16 protein-coding genes and 3 pseudogenes are annotated in these 18,626 nt (G+C 62.7%); 10 read left to right on the top strand and 9 right to left on the bottom strand.

Going from position 1 to position 18,626, the window contains the following annotated elements:
* Window positions 1-16: 16 nt before the first annotated feature.
* The 3 genes from J2751_RS05775 to J2751_RS05765 all read right to left on the bottom strand — a co-directional run bounded on the left by J2751_RS05775 (window position 17) and on the right by J2751_RS05765 (window position 5,087).
* Window positions 17-1,351 (bottom strand): DUF7405 family protein, encoded by a 1,335-nt coding sequence (locus J2751_RS05775; RefSeq protein ID WP_209484064.1) that lies wholly within the window; start codon window positions 1,349-1,351, stop codon window positions 17-19.
* A gap of 135 nt (window positions 1,352-1,486) precedes the next feature.
* Window positions 1,487-3,784 (bottom strand): bifunctional metallophosphatase/5'-nucleotidase, encoded by a 2,298-nt coding sequence (locus J2751_RS05770; protein WP_209484062.1) that lies wholly within the window; start codon window positions 3,782-3,784, stop codon window positions 1,487-1,489.
* 235 nt (window positions 3,785-4,019) lie between these two features.
* Window positions 4,020-5,087 (bottom strand): PAS domain S-box protein, encoded by a 1,068-nt coding sequence (locus J2751_RS05765; protein ID WP_209484060.1) that lies wholly within the window; start codon window positions 5,085-5,087, stop codon window positions 4,020-4,022.
* Between the two features lie 69 nt (window positions 5,088-5,156).
* On the opposite strand from J2751_RS05765, the gene J2751_RS05760 reads away from it, so the two are divergent.
* Entirely contained in the window at window positions 5,157-5,558 is a 402-nt protein-coding gene (locus J2751_RS05760; RefSeq protein ID WP_209484058.1) for a sensor histidine kinase, read from the top strand.
* A 201-nt stretch (window positions 5,559-5,759) separates the two neighbouring features.
* Here J2751_RS05760 and J2751_RS05755 read toward each other — a convergent pair.
* Window positions 5,760-5,840, bottom strand: a pseudogene (locus tag J2751_RS05755) (IS200/IS605 family transposase); the annotation flags it as partial.
* Between the two features lie 179 nt (window positions 5,841-6,019).
* Between J2751_RS05755 and J2751_RS05750 the strand changes: the two are divergent.
* Window positions 6,020-6,748, top strand: coding sequence for an SDR family NAD(P)-dependent oxidoreductase (locus tag J2751_RS05750; protein ID WP_209484056.1), 729 nt, complete (start codon window positions 6,020-6,022; stop codon window positions 6,746-6,748).
* A 313-nt stretch (window positions 6,749-7,061) separates the two neighbouring features.
* Here J2751_RS05750 and J2751_RS05745 read toward each other — a convergent pair whose 3' ends face one another.
* Window positions 7,062-8,660 (bottom strand): aldehyde dehydrogenase family protein, encoded by a 1,599-nt coding sequence (locus J2751_RS05745; RefSeq protein WP_209484054.1) that lies wholly within the window; start codon window positions 8,658-8,660, stop codon window positions 7,062-7,064.
* Between the two features lie 142 nt (window positions 8,661-8,802).
* On the opposite strand from J2751_RS05745, the gene purL reads away from it, so the two are divergent.
* Both purL and J2751_RS05735 read left to right on the top strand, forming a co-directional pair.
* Window positions 8,803-11,064 carry a phosphoribosylformylglycinamidine synthase subunit PurL gene (purL, locus tag J2751_RS05740; RefSeq protein WP_209484052.1) on the top strand — a complete coding sequence of 754 codons (2,262 nt, stop codon included), beginning with the start codon at window positions 8,803-8,805 and terminating at the stop codon, window positions 11,062-11,064.
* 121 nt (window positions 11,065-11,185) lie between these two features.
* Window positions 11,186-12,439 carry an ABC transporter ATP-binding protein gene (locus J2751_RS05735; RefSeq protein ID WP_209484050.1) on the top strand — a complete coding sequence of 418 codons (1,254 nt, stop codon included), beginning with the start codon at window positions 11,186-11,188 and terminating at the stop codon, window positions 12,437-12,439.
* Between the two features lie 104 nt (window positions 12,440-12,543).
* On the opposite strand, the gene J2751_RS05730 is transcribed toward J2751_RS05735, so the two are convergent.
* A complete protein-coding gene (locus J2751_RS05730; RefSeq protein WP_209484048.1) occupies window positions 12,544-12,690 on the bottom strand; it encodes a DUF7550 family protein in 147 nt (48 codons plus the stop codon).
* Between the two features lie 137 nt (window positions 12,691-12,827).
* On the opposite strand from J2751_RS05730, the gene J2751_RS05725 reads away from it, so the two are divergent.
* The gene (locus J2751_RS05725) at window positions 12,828-13,430 is read left to right on the top strand and encodes a hypothetical protein (RefSeq protein WP_209484046.1); all 603 of its coding nucleotides are present in this window, start codon (window positions 12,828-12,830) and stop codon (window positions 13,428-13,430) included.
* Complete coding sequence (locus J2751_RS05720) at window positions 13,408-13,710, top strand: hypothetical protein (protein ID WP_209484044.1); 303 nt, start codon at window positions 13,408-13,410, stop codon at window positions 13,708-13,710. Before J2751_RS05725 ends, J2751_RS05720 begins: the two co-directional genes overlap by 23 nt.
* Before the next feature lie 24 nt (window positions 13,711-13,734).
* On the opposite strand, the gene J2751_RS05715 is transcribed toward J2751_RS05720, so the two are convergent.
* Both J2751_RS05715 and J2751_RS05710 read right to left on the bottom strand, forming a co-directional pair.
* Window positions 13,735-14,253, bottom strand: coding sequence for a DUF3368 domain-containing protein (locus tag J2751_RS05715; RefSeq protein WP_209484042.1), 519 nt, complete (start codon window positions 14,251-14,253; stop codon window positions 13,735-13,737).
* Window positions 14,250-14,540, bottom strand: coding sequence for a UPF0175 family protein (locus tag J2751_RS05710; RefSeq protein WP_209484040.1), 291 nt, complete (start codon window positions 14,538-14,540; stop codon window positions 14,250-14,252). The genes J2751_RS05715 and J2751_RS05710 overlap by 4 nt, the downstream gene beginning before the upstream one ends.
* Before the next feature lie 239 nt (window positions 14,541-14,779).
* Between J2751_RS05710 and J2751_RS05705 the strand changes: the two genes are divergently transcribed.
* Both J2751_RS05705 and J2751_RS05700 read left to right on the top strand, forming a co-directional pair.
* Window positions 14,780-15,064 carry a DUF433 domain-containing protein gene (locus J2751_RS05705; protein ID WP_209484039.1) on the top strand — a complete coding sequence of 95 codons (285 nt, stop codon included), beginning with the start codon at window positions 14,780-14,782 and terminating at the stop codon, window positions 15,062-15,064.
* Window positions 15,061-15,201 (top strand): DUF5615 family PIN-like protein, encoded by a 141-nt coding sequence (locus J2751_RS05700; protein WP_209484037.1) that lies wholly within the window; start codon window positions 15,061-15,063, stop codon window positions 15,199-15,201. Before J2751_RS05705 ends, J2751_RS05700 begins: the two co-directional genes overlap by 4 nt.
* On the opposite strand, the pseudogene J2751_RS15505 reads toward J2751_RS05700, so the two are convergent.
* Window positions 15,182-15,346, bottom strand: a pseudogene (locus J2751_RS15505) (RNA-guided endonuclease InsQ/TnpB family protein); the annotation flags it as partial. The gene J2751_RS05700 and the pseudogene J2751_RS15505 sit on opposite strands and share 20 nt — an antisense overlap.
* Before the next feature lie 273 nt (window positions 15,347-15,619).
* On the opposite strand from J2751_RS15505, the gene J2751_RS05695 reads away from it, so the two are divergent.
* Window positions 15,620-17,938 carry an outer membrane protein assembly factor BamB family protein gene (locus J2751_RS05695; RefSeq protein WP_209484035.1) on the top strand — a complete coding sequence of 773 codons (2,319 nt, stop codon included), beginning with the start codon at window positions 15,620-15,622 and terminating at the stop codon, window positions 17,936-17,938.
* A gap of 158 nt (window positions 17,939-18,096) precedes the next feature.
* A pseudogene (locus J2751_RS05690) lies at window positions 18,097-18,626 on the top strand (ISH3 family transposase); the annotation flags it as partial.

The raw sequence follows: 18,626 nt of genomic DNA, 5'->3' as shown, positions 1-18,626 counted from the left end.
AGTGGTGTCGTCGTTCTCAGGGATCCGGTTCGGGAAGCGATCGATGCGTCCGCGGCGGGACAAGGTAGTTCCCCCGCCGTCGGACGAACACGTACTGGAGGATCCCGTTGTTCAGTCGGGACCCGACGCCGCTCTCGTCGGCGAGATCGCTCCCGGTCATCGCTTCGCGGACGCGAACGAAGTCGGCTATCGATTCCTGTAGGGTGAGAAAATGGAGTCCGGTATGGTCGCCGTCCGTCGTCGGGAAGTCGCGACGGAGGAGCGGCGGCGTCCCGTCCTCGTCGCGCGCTCGCGCAGCCTTCTGTGCGTGGCCGACGACGCCCTCCTCGCGGGCGAACTCGATCGCGTCCTCCGGCAGGTCGGCCACGGCCGGGTTCGAGCCGAGTTTCTCACCCCACTCGCCGACCCGCTCCTCCGCCGCATGGGTCGGGCTGAACAGCTTCGCGACGCGCTGGTGGTGGTTCTCTTGGTTCCACCACGCGTTCAGCTGCGTTTGTAGCTTCGAGACGTGCTCGGTCGTCCCGCCGGCGAACGGTCCGTCCGTTATCGTCACCCGGTCCTCCGTCGCCTGCGACCCGGCGAAGCCGTTTTTGAACCCCATGAACAGCGGAGCCTCCTCCGGGATCGGCGCGTCGTCCGGAACGCCCTGTGCGTCCCGGTGTTCCCGTGGAAGCCCCGGCCCGAGAAAGCCGGTCCGGCGGTCGACCGGGTCGAACAGGTCCGTCACGTCGGTCACCGGCTCGCCGTTCGCGGCGTCCGCCCCGCCGAACAGTGCCTCCTCGGCCGCGAGCACCGCTTCGGGAGTGTCGCTCGCGAGATGGACGAGCACGTCCGCGGTGTCGAACCCCGGGTCTTCCATCGACGTGAGCGCCGTCGGCTCGGGGAGGTCTACCCCCGCCGGCCCCTCGCTTCTCCCGTCGAACCGCTCGAAGTACGCCGGTGCGTAGCCGACCGTGAACAACAGCCCCTCGTTGGACCACTCGAAGCCACGCTCGATATCGCTCAGCGCGTCCGCGAACCGCTCCCGGGCGTCGTCGACCGCCCCCGCGTCGCCGTCGTCGATGGCGGCCGCGAGGTCGTCCGAGACCGAGCAGTACCGGAGGACGTGGTGTGTCGGTGCGACGACGTTCCCGCTCTCGTCGCGTTCGAGCACGTCGTTCCACGCGTGCTGGCGCTCCGGAACCGACTCCGGATCGCCGGCGGGGACGCCGCTCAGGGCTGCGGTTTCGCCGGGATTGTCGCGGTCGTCGCCGACGCCGAGGCAGGCGCTCAGGCCGGCGGTACCGCCGAGCGCGACGGCGGCCTTGCAGAACTCGCGGCGCGGGACGGAGTCGGGATCCGGGAGGTTCATTCGTGTCGTGGTCGTCAGTTGGCGTCTCACACTAAAGAGCGCGTCGGCGGGACATGGCGCGGGCCCGTCGACGGTGCTCGATCGTGGCCGGTTGCGTGCTGGCCGATCCCGGATCGCTCGCCGTTTGAGCCCGTATTAGCCGTCAACCGGCTCATCACCGTCGTCAGCGCCGTACTTGCTGTAGAGATACGCCGCGCCGGTGACGCCAGCAGCCCCGGCTGCGGGACCGAACCCGGGGACGTCGTCCTCGACGTCTCCCGTCTCGCCGTCAGCGTCGCCGTCGTCAGCGTCGCCGTCGTCGTCAGCGTCGCCGTCGTCAGCGTCGCCGTCGTCCTCGTCGCCGTCGTCATCAGCGTCGCCGTCATCGTCAGCGTCGCCGTCATCATCAGCGTCGCCGTCGTCCTCGTCGTCGAGCGCGGCGATGACGGCGTCAAGTTCCTCGTCCGAGACGGACGTCTTCAGCTTGTGGAACTCGTAGCTCGGATTCGCCGGGAGGTCGATCAGCTCGCCGCCGTCCTCGTAGCCGTAATAGGTCTCGTCGGGATCGAAGTGGCCGTACAGACGGACGTGCGGGTCGTCGACCTCCGCGAGCGCGAGCAGTTCGTCGGCGTCGAACGTGACGGCGACCTCGTCACCGTCGACCTCGACGCTCGTCGCCTCGGCGACCGCCTGCGTCCGCGAGACGGCACGGAAGCCGTCGTCGACGACTTCCGCCGCACCCTCCGGAACCGGGAACGTCGCCGTGACGCTGCCGTCGGCGGCGAGGTCCGCCTCGCCTACGTCCTCGTCCACGCGGACGATCCGGTGGCCCACCTCGGGCGCGACCGTGTCCACCTCCTCCTCGAGGTAGTCCATCGTGAAGGGCCCCTGGAACTGTCCGGACTCGACGACGAGTTCGCCCTCCTCCGCGATGGGACTGCGATCCGCCTCGAAGTCGTTGGTTGCGAGCAGATACGTCTCGTCCTCGTCAAGCGGTTCGTCCCCGACAAAGACCTCGTACACGTCGCCCTCAGGGTAGCCGTCGTCCCCTTCCTCCCAGCCGTCGTCGTGGCCGTTCCACTCGTAGGAGAGTCCCGATACTTGGATCGCGGGCTGGGCACCGAAGTCGTCCGGCATCGCTCGGGTCGCCCACAGCAGGTAGTTCCGGATGGTCGACCCGTCGACCTCCCACACCTCGATCTCGTTGGGGAACGGGAGGATGTCCATCACGTCGCTACCGGTGATCTCGCCGGGGCCGTAGGTGGCGTCTGACCGAATGCCGCCCGCGTTCTGGACCGCCACCTCGATCTCACGGTCCACGTCGACGATCCGGTCGACCTCGCGCATGACATCGGTCATCAGGTTGCCCCAACTCGTCTCGGCCTCGTAGTTGGCGAAGGTAGCGTCCAGTTCGATCTCGCTGTCGACTATCGACTCCCCCAGTCGCTCCTCCAGCTCGTCGAGATACTCGTCGGCGATCGCCGCGAGTTCGTCGTCGCGCTCGACATCCCGTACGTCGACCGGAGTGTGGTGATCGGTCTCTTCGGGGAACTCGTCCTCGTCGAGGGCCTCCGAGTCGTACAGGTCCAGTCGCTCCCAGTCGGTCAGCGCCGCGTCGTCGACCTCGAAGGTCAGCCGGCCGAGGTGGTCGAACTCGTCGCCGAACTCCGAGACGACGCCGTTCTCGCTCTCGTCCGGCTCGTCGAAGACGATCCCGGAGTGGGAGCCGACGACCGCGTCGACGCCGTCGACAGCGGCGATCGTCGAATGCGCGCTGGAGGGGGCGTGTGAGGCACAGACGATGAAGTCCGTGTCCTCCTCTAACGCCTCCACCGCGTCCCGTGCGGCCTCCTCGTAGCCGAGGACCTGCCAGTCGTCCGGATAGTCGGTGATGTCGTGGAACCCGCTCGTTCCCATCCCGAACACGCCGACGGTGTGGTCCTCGGTTTCGACGGTCGTCCAGCGCTCCGCGCCCGGAACCGGTTCGTCGTCGGGCGTGAGCAGGTTGGCAATCACCCACGGGAACGCCGACTCCTCGAAGCGCTCCTCGGCGGTCTCGACGCCGAAGTCGAACTCGTGGTTACCGGCGCCGACGACGTCGATGTCCATCTCGTTCATCGCCTCGATCATGTGTGCACCCTCGAACTCCAGTCCGAGAACCGAAGGCGCGAGGTCGTCACCGTTGCCGAGATAGAGCGCGTTGGGGTACTCCTCACGGATCTCGTCGACGAGCGTCTGGTACCGTGCGACCTCCTTTTCGGGGTCGTCGGCGTCCTCGAACCGCCCGTGGAAGTGCGTGTCGTGGACGATAGTCAGCGTGTCCTCGTCGGTGGCGGCCGCGCTTCCGGCCCCGCCGAGCCCGAGCGCGCCGACGGTCAGCCCACCCGCCGCCCCCGTGAGCAGACGCCGTCGCCGTTCGTTGATAGTCTCCGCCGACCGCTGATCGTTTGGCATACGAACGAGTTCGAAACGAGATATTTAAGCTTTCATTTCTCGACCACGTTGTGATATATACGTATACACAACACGCTGTCCGTCTATAGACGGGTGAGTGTGGATCGGTGATGAACACGTCCGGAGCCCCGGCTGTGCTCACTGCGAACGGGTTCGTGGACGGTGTGTAAGCGACGAGCTACTGTTTCCCGTCGTCGATACGGTGGTTGCGGCGGTATGGACTCGCAGTACCTCGCTACGAGTCGCACGTCTCGACGCCGGTGAACTCGAAGCGTGCGCCGGTGGCGTTGCTGTCGCGGTCGCCGTCGGTCACGTTCACTGCCCAGCCGTGACCGTCGGCGATCCGCTCGACGATGCGCAATCCGAACCCCGTTCCGTCGGTCGTCGTGGAGTAGCCGCTCTCGAACACCGCCTCGCGTTCGTCCGCGGGAATTCCCGGCCCGTCGTCGCCGACGAAAAACCCCTCGCGGTTCGGGAGCCATCCGACGGTGACGGCAACGTCCTCGCCGGCGTGTTCGATCGCGTTCCGGAACAGGTTCTCCAGAAGCCGCTCCAGTCGACCGCGGTCCGCACGAACGCTCCGATCGGTCGCGACCCGTAGCGACGCCTCGGCCGTCGCCACGTTTCGCCACGCGTCCTCGGCGAGCGCGCCGATGTCGACCGACTCGGTCTCCTCGACCACGTCGCCCGTCCGCGCCAGCGTGAGAAGGTCCTCGATGAGCACCCGCATCCGTTCGTGGGCGTGTTCGATCTCCGCGACGTGCTCCGAGAGCGCCGGAGGGACGTCCGCGTCGGCGAGGTCGTCCTGGAGGAGATCGAGTCGACCCTCGGCGACGTTCAGCGGGTTCCGGAGGTCGTGAGACACGATGCTCGCGAACTCGTCGAGGCGCTCGTTCTTTCGGCGGAGGGCGTCCTCACGCTGCTGCCGCTCGGTGACGTCTCGGATGACGCCGACGCGGTCGAGCGTGTCGCCGTTCGCCGACACCTGCGCGAACCGCATTTCGACCGGGAACGTCTCCCCGTCCGCAGTGAGGAAGTCGTACTCGACGGTTCCCACGTCACGGTCGTCGTTCGCGAGCGCCTCGCGAGCCCGCGTCGCTTTCGCCGCCGTCTCGTCGGTAACCCAGTCGTAGATGTCCGTGCCGACCAGCGTTTCGCGATCGACACCCTTCATTTCGGCGTATCGCTCGTTGACGTAGGCGATCCGGCCGTCGGGATCGATGGCGTACACGGCGTCCTCGAGGGAGTCAAGGATCGTCTCGTACCGCCGTAGCTCCCTCTCGCGGCGCGATCGTTCGGTCATATGGCTGCTCGTTTGATACGTTCGACGCGCTGTGGTATAAGTAGGTCGGCAGTCCCCATCTCTGCCGAGATGTTCCCGGACGCGGTGTTCGTCGTTCGTGGTGACGTGCCCGCCGTCGAGGTCACTGCCAACGACATGCTCTCGTCGGTGTTTCGGAACCTCCTGAACAACGCGGTACAGCACAACGACAAGCGGGAGCCGCGCGTGACCGTCTCCGTCGTCGTCGACGAACCGGACGTCGTCGTCACGATCGCGGACAACGGGCCGGAGATTCCGGAGAGTCACGAGGAGTCGATCTTCGGGGATCACCACAAGGGCATCGCCAGCTCCGGAACCGGAATGGGGCTGTATCTCACGCGAACGCTGGTCACCAACTTCGGCGGTGAGATCAGCGTTTCGGGCAACGACCCCACCGGATCGGTGTTCGAGATCCGACTACCGAAGGCGGACTCGACGCCGATCCGTACTTAAACGAGATATGAGGCCCAAGAGACCAACCTAGATTTCGTGCCACAGCGCACGTTCCGTTGACTGGTCCGTGTAGATACAGAGTCAGGGGAGTACAGCCCGGGTGCCGCTGGAAAACGCAAACCGTGACGAACTCACGGAGCTTCCTCCGTCCGTATCCGTTCAGCTCCTCCAGTTTGAGCTCGACTGTCTTCGTGGGCTCGGTCACGAGCCATCCTTCTTGTGCTGTTGGCTGTAGCTCTCGACAGTCTCGCTCGAAACGTGGCCAGCGGTCCCGGCATAGAACGGTGGAAACCCCAGCCGTGGCGTCGTCGGTGGTGATGTAGGCCATGTCCGCTTGACCTCCCAAAAACGGGGATATGCGCTCGTGTCTTTATGACTCGATTCCACGCAACTGAATGGCAAATTTTCATTTTATACGAATAGCCGAAAGAAACATACGACATATACGGAAATAATTCGGTATGCTTTCAGGAAAGACTGCAATCGTTACCGGTGGTTCAGCGGGAATCGGGAAAGCCATTGCCGCAGAGTTTCTCGAACAAGGCGCGTCAGTTGTCATCGCAAACAGAAGTGAAGAAACGGGTAAGGAGACTGCCGAGGAACTCGGTTGTTCGTTTATTCAGTGTGACGTGTCGTCGTATGAATCCGTTGAGTCGCTGGTTGAACAAACCGTCGAAGAGTACGGCGAACTAGATATTCTCGTGAACAATGCCGGTATTGGAATGACTGGTACCGTTGAAACCACACCGCTTGAGGACTGGCATAAACTCATGGAGATTAACCTCAACGGCGTGGTATATGGGACTCGTGCGGCGATGCCATATCTTCAGGAGTCATCGGGAACGGTGCTCAACGTTGCGTCTGTCTTTGGACTCGTCGGTGGGCCACAGACGGCAGCGTATGCGACTGCGAAAGGTGCAGTCGTCAATTTCACTCGGACGACGGCTGTTGACTACGCCGAGGAAGGCGTGCGAGTCAACAGCATCTGTCCCGGCTTTGTTGAAACCGAAATGACGGAATCGGAACTCGAAGCGGATTCGTTCTATGAGTTCGTGCTCAGTCAGACGCCAATCAATCGCATTGCCCGAGTAGAAGAGATCGCTGAGCCCGCAGCATTCCTCGTCTCTGAGAAGGCTTCCTATATCACCGGCACCAATCTATCAATTGACGGTGGCTGGACAACTCACTGAAGCTCTTGGGCGAGATTGTGTATCGCCTCTTTCGACCTTTAAACGGAATCAGGCGCTACGTCTCCTCTCACGGAGCGAACCGCGTCAGCGGTGAGCGAGTAGGGTGGAGTCGTTCACTGTCTACAAACAGCAGCTTTGAGTTGGGCTCGCATCGATCAGGTTGGTACCCATGATCACCGACCCCTCTCTATCTTTCACACGACGATTCTCAACGTGACAACTGATACGCATCACACGCCTAGTCACACAGTGAATCGCTCCGCATTACAGCCGTTCAACACAGCCGTTTGAGGCGATCCGTCCGATCTTCGGATTAGGGTTCGCCGATGTCGCCCACGACGGTGCGGGTCTGCTGGCGCATGAACTGCTGGAGGTACCAGGGGCCGCCGGCGAACTTGCCGGTCGTTCCCGAGTACTTCCAGCCGCCGAACGGTTGGGCCTCGACGAGCGCGCCCGTCGTCGCGCTCTGCTCGCGGTTTACGTAGCACATTCCGGCCTCGATCCGGTCGAACCAGGTGTCGACCTCCGCGTCATCCTCGGTGAAGAGTCCGGCACACAGTGCGTAGTCGCTGTCGTTGGACTTGGTGATCGCCTCGTCAAGGTCCGAGACTGGGTGGACGGTGACGAACGGGAGGAAGTGTTCGTCGGTCGCGAGCGCGTGGTCGTGTGAGAGGCCCGTGACGACGGTGGGCTCCACGTAGCGGCCTTCGGGCAGGTCCGAGCGCTCGACGTGGCTGCCGCCACATTCGACCGTCCCGTCGGCAGCCGCCGACTCACAGATGTCGTCGTACCGCTCGATGGCACCCTCGTCGATCAGCGGCGAGACGACGGTCTCCTGCGTTTCGGGCTGGCCGACAGCGAGACCCTTGGTCTCCTCGATCAGCTGCTCGGTGAACTCCTCGGCGACGTCCTCGTGGACGTACACCCGGGACGTTGCGGAGCACTTCTGTCCGCTGAACGAGAACGCGCCGTATTTCACGCCGGAGACGGCCTTCGAGATGTCCGCCTCATCGGAGACGATGACGGGGTTTTTTCCGCCGAGCTCGGCGATGACGGGGCCTCGTTTGTCCAGTTCGTCGAACGTCTCCTGGATCTTGAGACCGACCCGGCGCGATCCGGTGAACGCGAAGCCGGCGACGTTCTCGTGTTCGATCATCGGTTGGCCGACATCGCGACCGCCGCCAGTGACTAGGTTCGCGACGCCATCCGGAAGACCGGCCTCCTGAAGGATGTCGAAGAACGTGTGCGCCACCAGCGGAGTGGTGCTCGCCGGTTTGACCACCGCCGTGTTGCCGGTGATCAGCGCGCCGGTGGTCATCCCGACGAGAATCGCGAACGGGAAGTTGAAGGGAGCAACGATGCCGAACACGCCGTATGGCTGGAGGTCGCTCACACAGCGCTGTCCGGGCGTCGGCTCCCGCACGTCGCCGCCGTAACCGTCGCTTTTCTCGAGTTCGTGACTGTAGTACCGGAGGAAGTCGATCGCCTCGTCGACCTCTGCCATCGCCTCGTTGCGGTTCTTGCCGTTCTCGAACGCCATCATCGCCGCGATCTCGTACTTCCGGTCGGCGATACGGTCGGCCGCATCGCGGAAGATAGTGGTTCGTTCCTCGATCGAGGTCGCTTTCCACTCGTCGAACGCCGTGCTTGCCGCCGCGACGGCGGCGTCCACGTTCGTTTCGTCACCGGCGGCGAACTCCCCGACGACTTGGTCGGCGTCGCCGGGATTTCTGACGGTGAACGTCTCGTCGGTCTCGACCGCTTCGCCGTCGATCCACAGTGGATGGGTGTCGCCGAGCTCGGCGCGAACGTCCTCGACGGCGGCCTCATAGGCCGCGTGGAACTCGTTCATCGTTCCTGCCTCTGTATGTGTCTGAACCGTGAGTTCGTTCTCGAACTGAGATGGTACCATTATTTGCCACTCAGTTCAGCCCGAGGCATGAATGTGCCGAACAGGTCCGATCCACCGGCACCCCGTCGGTGGCGAGCGCGGTTTGGTACACGAACGTGCGTATAGAAAAGCATTAGACCGGGAACGATGACCACGTAAGTGAATGAGCCTGTCCGAGACGGACCACGAGCTCGTGATCGCGGAGCTCGGTCGCGAGCCGACCCCGGCGGAGGTCGCGCTGTTCGAGAACCTGTGGAGCGAACACTGCGCATACCGCTCCTCGCGGCCGTTGCTGTCGGCGTTCGACGGCGAGGGCGAGCAGGTCATCGTCGGTCCCGGCGACGACGCGGCCGTCCTCGCGCTCCCTGACGCCGACGCGGCCGACACCCCGCCCGCCGAGCGCGATGCGGACGACTACGGCGATCAGTACGTCACCTTCGGGGTCGAGAGCCACAACCACCCCTCCTTCGTCGACCCGTTCGACGGCGCGGCGACGGGCGTCGGCGGCATCGTCCGCGACACGATGTCGATGGGCGCGTACCCCATCGCCCTCCTCGACTCGTTATACTTCGGCGGCTTCGACCGCGAGGGGTCCCGATACCTCTTCGAGGGCGTCGTCGAGGGGATCTCCCATTACGGGAACTGTATCGGCGTCCCCACCGTTGGCGGCAGCGTCGCTTTCCACGGTGGCTACGAAGGGAACCCTCTCGTCAACGTCGCCTGCGTGGGCGTCACGAACGAAGAGCGGCTGGTCACCGCGACCGCCCGGGAGCCCGGAAACCGCCTGCTGCTCGTCGGCAACGCGACCGGCCGCGACGGACTCGGCGGCGCGTCGTTCGCGAGCGAGGACCTCGCCGAGGACGCAGAGACGGAGGACCGCCCCGCGGTGCAGGTGGGCGACCCCTACGCCGAGAAGCGGCTGATCGAGTGTAACGAGGCGCTCGTTGACGAGGACCTCGTCCTGTCGGCACGCGACCTCGGTGCGGCCGGACTGGGCGGGGCCTCCTCGGAGCTCGTCGCGAAGGGTGGGCTCGGCGCACGCATCGAACTCGACCGCGTCCACCAGCGCGAGCCGAACATGAACGCGCTGGAGATCCTGCTCGCAGAGAGTCAGGAACGGATGTGTTACGAGGTCGCACCCGAGAACGTCGAGCGCGTTCGCGAGCTCGCGGACCGGTTCGACCTCGGCTGCTCGGACATCGGAGAGGTGACCGACGGCAACTACGTCTGTACGTTCGCGGCGGACGAGTCGGCCGACCGCGAAATCGTCGTCGACGCCGATGCCGAGTTCCTCGCCGACGGCGCGCCGATGAACGACCTTGCGGCCGACGCGCCGACCGATCCCGACCGCGACCACCCAGAGCCGGCCCTCGAAGACGCCTTCGAGGCGGTCGTCTCGGATCCGAACACGGCGAGCAAACGGTGGGTGTATCGGCAGTACGACCACGAAGTCGGTACCCGAACGGCGATGAAACCCGGAGACGACGCCGCGATCATCGCGATGCGGGAGACGAGCGAGAGCGGCGAATCCGTAGACGGCGGCACGACCGGCGGATCCGCCGCCGACCTTGGGGCCGCTGACCCCGAGGGCGTCGGCCTCGCGCTCTCCTCGGGCGCGAACCCGCGCTGGACGAGCGTCGCGCCCTACGACGGGTCCCGCGCGGTCGCGCTGGAGAACGCGACGAACCTCGCGGCGAAGGGGGCGGTCCCGCTCGCTGCGGTCGACTGCCTCAACGGCGGCAACCCGGAGAAGCCCGGCGTGTACGGCGGGTTCAAAGCCATCGTCGACGGGCTCGCGGACGGCTGCCGCGCGCTCGACACCCCCGTCGTCGGCGGCAACGTCTCGCTGTACAACGACAGCGTCGAGGGGCCGATACCGCCCACGCCGACGCTCGCACTGCTCGGCACTCGTGCCGGCTACGACGCCCCGCCCGCCGAACTCGACCCCGATGCGGCGGCCGACTCCGAACTCCTCCTCGTCGGTCACCCGAGCGACGGCCTCGGAGGATCCGCGTACCTCGCTGCCGCCGGCGGCTCCGACCGGTTCCCGTCGCTTCCCGACGCTCCCGGCGCGACCGTTTCGTCGCTCGCGGCGGTCGCGCGCCACGACGCCACGCTCGCCACCCACGACGTGAGCGATGGGGGACTCGCGGTCGCGCTCGCGGAGCTGGTCTCAGAGGAGGCGGGCGCTGACGTCGCCCTTCCGGACCACGTCGCGGCGTTCGAGGAGACTCCCGGGCGACTCGTCGTACAGACCACTGACCCCGACGCAGTCGCAGAGATCGCGGACGACCTCCCCGTCTTCCGGCTCGGCGACGTGACGACCGACGGGACGCTCTCGCTTGCCGTCGGCGACGAGTCGCTCGCCGTCGACGCCGACGCGATCCGGGAGCTTCGCGGTGTGATCGACCGCGAACTCGCCTGATCCCGCTCTCCGGATCGCCTTCCCCGGACCGCGCGATCGAACGACACGCTTTTAGGCCCTCCTAAAATAAGGTCGGGCAACGACGAGACGCCGGATCGCCCGGCGCTCGACTATCGACATCATGGCTCACACTCAGCGAACGGATTCGAGACGATCGACCGAGAGCGCGGCCGAGTCATCGATCGGTTCCGACGAGGGCGGGTCAAATCGAAGTCTCTCGAAAGGGGTGGCCGCAACCGACGGCACGATGGATCCCGTCCTCACGCTGGCTGACGTCACCAAAGAGTTCGGCCCCGAGTGTGCCGTCGACGACCTCTCACTTGAAGTACAACCGGGTGAGCTGCTCACGTTCCTCGGGCCGTCCGGGTGCGGGAAGACGACGATGCTCCGGATGATCGCGGGACTGGAAGAACCGTCGTCCGGCTCGATCACGCTCGCGGACGAGCGGGTCGCCGACGCGAACTCGTTCGTGCCGCCCGAGCGCCGGGACGTCGGCATCGTCTTCCAGAACTTCGCGCTGTTCCCACATCTCACTGTCCGCGAGAACATCGCGTTCGGGCTCGACGACGAGGACGCCACCGCGACCGAAGCTCGAGTCGACGAACTGCTCGATCTGGTCGATATGCCGACCCACGGCGAGAAGACGCCCGACCAGCTTTCCGGCGGACAGAAACAGCGGGTCGCGCTTGCCCGCTCGCTCGCACCCGAACCCGACGTGCTCCTCCTCGACGAGCCGTTCTCGAACCTTGACGTTCGGCTCCGCGTCGAGATGCGAGAGGAGGTCCGTCGAATCCTGAAGGCCGCGGGCGTCACCGCAGTCTCCGTGACCCACGACCAGGAGGAGGCGCTGTCCATCTCCGACCGCGTCGCCGTGATGAACGAGGGATCGATAGAGCAAGTCGGTCGTCCGGAGGGCGTCTTCGAGCGCCCCGAGTCGAAGTTCGTTGCCTCCTTCCTCGGTCGGGCCTCCTTCCTCGAGGGCTGTCTGTGTGACGGACAGGTCGAGACCGGCGTCGGCACGTTCAACGCCGCCGCGCTGGAGGGATACGACACGACGTACGACGGCGCACCCGTGGACGTGCTCGTCCGTCCGGACGACCTGCGCGCGACGCCCGCGAACCCCGATGTCGCCGACGGCGTCGTCGTCGCCAGACAGTACGTCGGTCCCTCGTTCATCTACCGGGTCGAACTCGACTCCGGCGAGTCGGTCCACTGCCTCCACAACCACGTCGAGGAGTTCGGACTCGACGAGCCCGTCACTATCGACCTCATTGCCGACCACCCGTTGGCGTGGTACCCCCGCGGGTCGGCCGACGGGGCGGACGAGACCGACTTCACCATGATCGACGTTGGCGACGACTGTCGGTCCCGATAGCCGCCGCCTCGACGGCGACTCGATAGCGAGCCGGGGTTGTGAGCGCGGGTGCTCGCGGGAAACAGTCGGACTGAAACGAACCGTTCTGGCTTGATGTGAAGGAATCAGACGAGGAGCGCCGGCAGGACGTACGCCAACAGGACCCCGATCAGGGTGACGGCCGCACCGATAGCGACCTCACGGGTGCCGAACTCCTGCATCGGGGCGGTCACGCGTGCGTCCGGGTCGGGCTCGTGGGAGTGATCGGCCATACCCGCGGATCCGTCCGGGGAGTATATAAGGCCACCTGAACTGGTCGACCGGGGCGGTGAGCGCGGTCCGCCGCCGATCGATCCCGGCGGATCGTCCCCCCGGGAGAGTTTATAAGTCATCGCACGGACGGACACGTATGTCCGGCGTCGAACTCACCGATCGCGGGCTCGTCGTCGACCGTGAGCCGAACCGGCTCGACGAACTCGCGATCGGCTTCTCCGAAACGCTGTCCGGGCTCGATATCGACCACGCCTTCGTCGCCGGCTACGTCGCGATCCTCGCCGGGCGGTCACGATCGACCGAGGACATCGACGTGTTCATCGAGCGCTGTTCGGCCGAACGCATCGACGAGCTCGTCGCCGAACTGAAAAAAGAGGGATACTGGGGTCCCGAGATGCCGCTCTCCGAGACGTACGGAAACCTCTCTACCGGGACGAACATCTGGGTCGCGCCCGACGGCGAGATGACGCCACACCTCGAAGTGAAGTTCCCGAGCGACGAGTTCGATGACGCCTCTCTCGCGAACACGGTGGACGCACACGTCGGTGGCCACACGATCCCTATCGGCCCCCTAGAGCTACAGATCGCTTATAAACTCTCGCTCGGCAGCCGGACCGATCTCGAGGACGCCGCGCACCTCTATACCCTCTTTGGAGAAACGCTTTCCCGCCCCCGGCTCGAAGTATGGGTCGAACGACTCGACGTCGAGGATCGCTATGAGCGACTCACGAACGCCTGAGGACGGCTCGGCCGAAGCCGACGGCGATCCCGAGCGACCGCCCCGCTACGATCAGGTGATCCGATGGGCTGAGTATATAAAGGACAACCCGCCAGAGGTGTGGGGCCCACAACAGAACGCGGTCGTGAACGGGCAGATCGAGAGCGCGCGAGCGGTCGAGATGAGCGCGGAGGACCGAGCGCGGATCCAGGCGTTTGCGGACGCGGAGCTGCGTCGAGACGGCGAGGAGAACGCGGAGGCGGAAGACGGCGAAGCGAACCGAGATGTCGAACGGAGCTGAGCGAGGAGCCGGATGAAGCGGGTTCTACTCGAACGACTCCAGTTTTCGAACGAGTTTCGTATATAAGTCGGGTGCGACGTACCAGCCGGCGTCGATCATCGCGTCGATCGTCTCGCGTCCCCGTTCGGGAGTCATCGCTCCCCGTTTGACTGCCGAGAGAACGAGGTACGCGGTCCCCCGCGTCTCGATGCCCTCGACCTCGGCGGCAGACCGCCCGGCGGACTCGTCCATCACGGCGACCGCGTCGCGGGCGTCCGCACAGGCGAGGACTGCCACGTCGGCGTCGCTGAGCCCGGGGTGGCGCTGGAGCCGATCCGCGACCGCCGATTCGTCGAGATCGACAGTAACGATGTCGAGAAGGTCGGCTTCCACGGCGCGTTCGATCCGGCGGGCGTCGTCGTAGCCGCGTTCGACGCCGGCCGTCACGACCTCGTGGTGGACCGCCTTCGGAACGACCCGCGGCTCGTCCAGCGTCTCGATGATGTCGAGTTGCTCCGCCTTCGCGAGGTATATAAGCGGAGTCGCGTCGAGGACCCAGCTCACAGCTCCTCGAGGTCGGCTTCGAGGTGGTCGGCTGAGACCCACGCGGTGTCCGCGTCGTCGACGAGCCGCGCGAACTCCCAGACCGACAGGTCTGCGAGCTCGGCGGCCCGTATGAGTGAGACCTCGCCGTCGACGAAGCGTTCGAGCGCGCGGTCCCGTTGCCACGCCTCGAGTCCCTCCGAGAGGAGCTTTCTGACCGCCGTGCTCCGGTCGAGGCGCTCCTCGTCGAGGTAGGCTTCGAGTTCCGCTTCGAGGTCCTCGGGAACCCGCGTGGAGATAGTCGGCATAGTGTTTGCTATGTATACGTTCTATACAAGGGTTTCGACGAACGCGGCGATCGATACATCATCTGGACCACTGATGACTGGACGTAGGAGTTCCGGCCGCCTGCTGCACGAGCCTTTCAAGCCCTTGACGCGACGATCCTGAAAAACGCCCGCGTCATATCGGTTCGAGCAAGGCCCTACGTGGTCCGATTTCCGCGCTGTGCCAACCGTTTATCAATACTGGCCGCATACGCTCATCTATGGGAGAGATCGTATCGACGGACGGCGTGATGGGTGGACAGCCCCGGATCGAAGGCCACCGGATCAGCGTCCTACAGATCGCCGAATGGGTCCACGAGGAGGGGATGGATCCCGAGACGGTCGCCGCGGAGTTCGACCTCGATATGGCCGACATCCACCGTGCGCTCGCCTACTACTACGAGCACATCGAATCGATGGACGTCTGGCGTGACCGCCGTGAACGGCGACTCCGAGAGAGCCGGGAAGGGCACCACCATCCCGACTCCGTCTCCGAGCACGCATGAGGCTCTGTTGTGACGAGAACATCAAACGATCCATCACGAATCTGTTAGCACAGGAGGGGTACGACGCGGTCCGCGTACAGGACGAGCTCGAACTGGGATTCGAGGACGAAGCCATCAGGCTTTGTTTTTGCTCGTGATGCAGTATTCATCACGTCGCCACGCCCAGTCACTCGTCCGGTTTGCACAGGCGAGGAACTGATCTTTCGTCTGATGGAGAGCCTCAGCGTCATCACTCGACACATCGAGTTTGATGATGACGGTGCGGCGTGGCGGGTTCTCCATCGGTATTTCACATTACTCGGGTTTGTCTTATAAATATACCTGAACGTGTAGCGCTCATGTCGGCTTCCTCCACGGGGTCAAGCCCCGTGGCATCCGCCTTGTATTTCTGTGAACTGCTTGGGGATCAAGCCCCGAAGCACTGGGGCAAATCCTGTAGAAAAGCTAATATTAAATAGGAAAATAGTATACGGTAATATAATGAGAGCACCTAGCTCAGACGATGCCGGAAGCACTCCCTCAAGTCCAACCCGTCGGCGAGTTATCCGGAGTGCCGTGGGAGCTAGTATCGTCTCCATTGCCGGCATCCAGAGCAGTACTAATGTACGAGCAGAATCCGGACAGGAGATTTGGAATCTCCCGGTAGGGAGTTCAGTGTCAGGTTCACCGGTGGTGGTTGATGATTCTATGTTTATTGGAAATCGGGATGGCGAAGTCTACGCAGTGAATACAGCAACGGGCGATGAACAATGGCAATTTGAAACCGCGGGTTCGATTAGAACCTCATTGATAGTGGTTGACGGGGTTGTCATCGTTCCCAGTCAAGGTGACAGCGTTTACGCGCTGGACGCGGACTCCGGTGACATTTTGGGCGAGACAGATGGAGGGCTTAGAGCCACCGTGGACGATTCAACATTGTTCAGCGTGCTCGACAACCGTCTTCAGGCGGTCGACATCGAAACCAACGAGGATTTGTGGCACTTCGAGATCGAGGATGACAAGTTCATCGAACGAGCACCGACGGTGAGCGATGGGACGATCATTTTCGGAACTAACTCTGGAGAATCCAGTCATCATCTTTACGCTTTAGATACTGAAACTGGAGAGGAAATGTGGCGTTTTACCCCCACTTCGGGAGACGGATTCTCCTCATCACCAACGGTACATGAGGGTCTCGTCTTTGTGGGGAATTTCGACAGTAATATATACACAATCGAGGCGGATTCTGGTGAGGAGGTGTGGTCAACCTCGGTTCCACACTGGCCCCGCTCGACCCCGACCGTTAGTGAGGGGGTCGTTTATATAGGGAATCAAACTGAACAGGGCTCGAACGTTCATGCCCTAGACACACGAGATGGCAGCGTAATATGGACCACCGGTGTTGAGGATGTAGTTAGTTGGTCTTCACCAACCATAGTCGATGGAGTTGTGTTCGTTGGAAGCGAGCGAATGCAGGGTGGCGAGAATGGATTTCTGTACGCGTTGGATGCAGAAACAGGAGAAACACAGTGGCGCTACGAGGTCGGTGAATCAATCAGATCATCACCAATTGTCGCTGATGGGACCGTATTCTTTGGCACTCTCGATGATCGAGTCCATGCTGTTGATGGGGGCGTAACTGGATCGAGTGAGGGCTCCAGAGCATGGCTTGGATCTCAAGGACATCATGATGACTCGAGACACGCAGATACGACAATTGACGGAATTGAGATGGAATACTCCCGTCTCGAAGTGACCAATGTGGATGTTAACGACCACCCACCAATCGGGGAGCCGCTTGAAGTGACTGTCAGCGTAGCGAATACGGGTACCGCAAGTGTCACCGATACTATCGAGATTACGACTGAGGAAATAGGAGAACTGTCGTTTGAGGTCTCCCTTGATGGAGGTGAAAGCGCAACTGAATCGATGTCATTCACTACCGAATCCAATGAGGAAGGTGAAGAAACGATAACGATTACGAGCAATAATGATCGTGTCGAGGAAACCGTATACTTTTCAGAAATAACTCAACCGGAACCGTCATTCGTTGAGGATCATACAGGCGCTCTTTGGATTATTGGTACTCTCGGGACAATATTTGGGAGCGGTTACGTCGCTTTGCGTGCATCGGGGTCGAAAGACAAAGAAAACTCAACAGTAGATACGGGTGAGTCGAACCCATCTGTTCCATCTTACAATCAGCTTCTCAAAGATGGAAACGAGGCTGCTAATAAAGCTAAAGCCGCCCGAGAAGACGGCGCTTTTGAGACCGCGTTTGACCAGTATGAGGTTGCGCTTAACCGCTATGGTGAAGTGCTAGAACAAAAACTGGAGGATGAGGATGATAGCGAGATTGAGACCAAAATCGACAACGTACGATCCGAGCGGGCCGCTCTTCAAGATCTTCAAGAAACCCGTTCAGATATTGAAACGGATCTAACGGCCGCAGAACGCGCATTCGGAGAGGCGATCATCGGGCAGGTACAGGGCAAACAGACGCTCCCACAGATTCGCTATCGGCAGGCTCAGGAGAGTTTCAAATCCGCACTTTCAAAGTTGAATGAACCGGAAGAACGGAAGTACGACCCGTTTGAGACGGAGTTGGAGGTGACAGTCCAGATCAACACTGACTCGCTACCGAACACGCTATCGCATCTCGATATTTTGGACGAGGAGAGTGCCGAAGCACTCGCGGAAGCTGGTTTCGAGACTATTGGTGATCTTGCGGAAAGCGATTCCTTCCAGAATACCAGTACGCTCACTGATGACACCGAGTTGTGCCTTCTCGCTCTATCAAGGTGGGTTGGTGAAGAGACAGTCACGTTCTCCGAACCGCGTGACATCGAACACCGTATCCAACAGGCGAAGCGTGGCTACAGCGCGGTTAAGTGAATGTACCCCATCCTTTTTAGCTACGCTCTTCTGTAGGAGATTGTTGATACGGAATAGTCGTCGCGGTCGGAAACTGAAACCGGCACGTAGACACGTTCTCCAACCGAGTTTCAGTACCTCACAAAGCCGGTTAGTTAGAACGTCTGCTTGCTGTGAATGTGACCAAACACCAGCAGCAAGCAGACAGTGAACTCCACGAAGACCAACTCCTTAATTTCCTCGTCAACCAGCTTGACGAGGAAGTTACTCTGAACCTCGCCAACAACGCTGAAATCGATACAGAGGACATCCACGAGGTCCTCGTCGGCGCAACCGCCGACGGGACCTCGATCTCGACGCTCTGCAACTCCAGTCAAGACTCGCCATCGGCGAACACGATCCTCTATCACCTCAGGACGAAGTTCGAGCCGGAACGGCTCGAACGAGTCGCTAACACGCTCCTTCGTCGAGATATCGTCGAACTGCTCCCTGAGCAGGTGGAGGTCTGTGCAGACCTCCACCTGCGGCCCTACTACGGTGATGAAGACGACACGGAGAACCTCTATCACTCGGAAGCCAAGCGTGGAACCACCGCGTTCCACGCCTACGCCACACTCTACGCGCGTGTGAAGAACAAACGCTACACGCTGGCGGTGCGCCGTCTCGAAGACGGCGACACCGCCAGCAGCGTCCTCGCTGAGTTCTTCGG

It is taken from the genome of Halorubrum alkaliphilum, from assembly GCF_017873815.1.
Lineage (GTDB): Archaea > Halobacteriota > Halobacteria > Halobacteriales > Haloferacaceae > Halorubrum > Halorubrum alkaliphilum.
This window is presented reverse-complemented; position numbering and strand designations above follow the sequence as displayed.